The sequence below is a fragment of the Caballeronia calidae genome (assembly GCF_900044055.2).
Lineage (GTDB): Bacteria > Pseudomonadota > Gammaproteobacteria > Burkholderiales > Burkholderiaceae > Caballeronia > Caballeronia calidae.
The window spans coordinates 1-2299 of record NZ_FCOX02000223.1; the positions used below are offsets into that span (position 1 = coordinate 1).

The following is a 2299-nucleotide window of genomic DNA, read 5'->3' on the forward strand; positions in this document are numbered from 1 at the left end:
TCATCGCCCAACTGATGATCGATCATCACGAGACGCTTCGCGTAGTGGGAAAGCGGCAGCTCCCACGTCATGCCGATCCCGCCGTGCAACTGAATCGACTCTTCCGCCACACGCGCGCCGATGCGCCCGACCGAATACTTCGCCGCCGACAACGCCCGCTCACGCGCGACGCCCGTTTCACCGACTGCCGCCGCCGCATTGATCGCAGCCGAACGCGCCTGCTCGATTTCCAGCAGCACATCGGCCATGCGATGCTGCAGCGCCTGGAACGCGCCGATGGGCACGCCGAACTGCTTACGCGTGCGCAGATACTCGAGCGTGTGCTCCTTCGCGACATCCATCGCGCCGACCGCTTCGGAAGCCAGCGCGACGAGACCGTAACCCACCGCATGCACGAGCGTCGCGTAGCCATCGCCTTCCTTGCCCACGAGCGCATCGGCATCGAGCGTGACGTCATCGAGCGACACTTCCGCCGCGCGTCCGCCATCGATCTTCCGATACCCGCGCACGCTCACGCCTCGCGCATCACGCGGCACCACGAAGAGCGAAATGCCGGCTGCGTCATGATCGCCACCCGACGTGCGCGCCGACACGAGCAGCACATCCGCATGTTCGCCCTGTCGCACGACGCCCTTCGCGCCCTTCAGCACCCACTGATCGCCCTGCCGCGTCGCGCGCGTGCTCACACGTGCAAGCTCGTAATGCGAGCCCGGCTCGTCATGCGCGAGTGCCGCGATCGCCGCGCCGTCGATCATCTTCGTGATGATCCCGCGCTGCCGCTCATTGCCCGCCTGCGCGAGCGCGCGTCCCACGATCAGCGCATCGAGGAACGGCTCGACGACGAGCCCACGGCCGAGCGCCTCGAACACGACGGCGACATCGAAGCCGTCGCCGCCGAAGCCGCCGGACGATTCATCGAAGAACGCGCCGATGATGCCGAGCTCGCAAAAGCGCCGCCACATGTCACGGCTCAAGCCTTCTTCCGAGCGCGCGATCCGGTCGCGCGTCTCGAACCCATACTGCTCGGCGATGAAGCGGTTCAGCGAATCCGCGAGCATCCGCCGGTCTTCCGTGTGCTGGAAATTCATCGTGCGAATCCTTTAGAGCCCGAGCATCATCTTCGCGATGATGTTCTTCTGAATTTCGTTGGAGCCGCCGAAAATCGACAGCTTGCGATTGTTGAAGTACTGCGCGGCCGCGCTCGATGCTTCGGCGTCGCTGTCTTCTTCGAGCGCGCTTTCATCGATGAACCGCTGGGCATACGGCCCCATCGCGCGACGCATCAGCGACGATATCTCCTGACGAATCTCGGTGCCGCGAATCTTGAGCATCGAGCTTTCCGCGCCGGGCACGCCGCCGCCCGCCACCGCCGCGATCACGCGCAGATTCGTCGTCTTCATGTTCTCGAGATCGATCTCGACACGTGCGAGCCGCGCGGCGACCAGGGGATCGTCGATGAGCGCGCGACCGTTGCTCTGCACCTTGGCCGCCGCCGCTTTCAGACGGCGCAGCGCCGCGACCGAAAAGCCCACGCCCGCGATATTCGTGCGCTCATACGTGAGCAGATACTTCGCATAGGTCCAGCCCTTGTTCTCCTCGCCGACGAGATTCGCCGCGGGCACGCGCACATCGGTGAAGAACACTTCGTTGACTTCGTGCTCGCCGTCGAGCGTGATGATCGGGCGCACTTCGACGCCCGGCGTGTTCATGTCGATGAGAAGAAAGCTGATGCCTTCCTGCTTGCGCGCATCCTGCGACGTGCGCACGAGACAGAAGATCATGTTCGCGTACTGCGCGAGCGTGGTCCACGTCTTCTGGCCGTTGACGATGTAATGCTCCTCGCCGTTGTCCATCGTGCGCACGGCGGTGGTTCGCACCGATGCGAGATCCGAGCCCGCGCCCGGTTCCGAATAGCCCTGGCACCACCAGTCGGAGCCGTCGAGAATGCGCGGCAGCCAATGGCGCTTCTGCGCTTCGCTGCCGTACTTGATGAGCACCGGCCCGAGCATGTTCACGCCGAAGGGCACGATGCGCGGCGCGCCCGCAATCGCGCATTCGTTCTCGAAGATGAACTTCTGCACCGGCGTCCAGCCGGGGCCGCCGTATTGCTTCGGCCAGTGGTTCGCGAGCCAGCCTTGCGCGTTGAGAATGCCGTGCCATTGCGCCATGTCTTCGCGCGTCAGGTGCTTGCCCGTGTGCACTTTGTGCGCGATGCGTTCGGGCAGCGACGTGCGCAGGAATTCCAGCACTTCCGTGCGAAACGCCTCTTCGTCAGCGGTGAATTTCAGGTCCATGACTG

The 2299-nt window shown here is 64.4% G+C and carries 2 protein-coding genes; both read right to left on the reverse strand.

Annotation, left to right across the window (positions count from 1 at the left end):
* Nucleotides 1-1088 (reverse strand): acyl-CoA dehydrogenase family protein (locus tag AWB78_RS42150; protein ID WP_062613196.1); only part of this gene is annotated, 1088 nt, incomplete at its 3' end.
* A 12-nt stretch (nt 1089-1100) separates the two neighbouring features.
* Complete coding sequence (locus AWB78_RS42155) at nt 1101-2294, reverse strand: acyl-CoA dehydrogenase family protein (protein ID WP_062613198.1); 1194 nt, start codon at nt 2292-2294, stop codon at nt 1101-1103.
* Between the last annotated feature and the right edge of the window lie 5 nt (nt 2295-2299).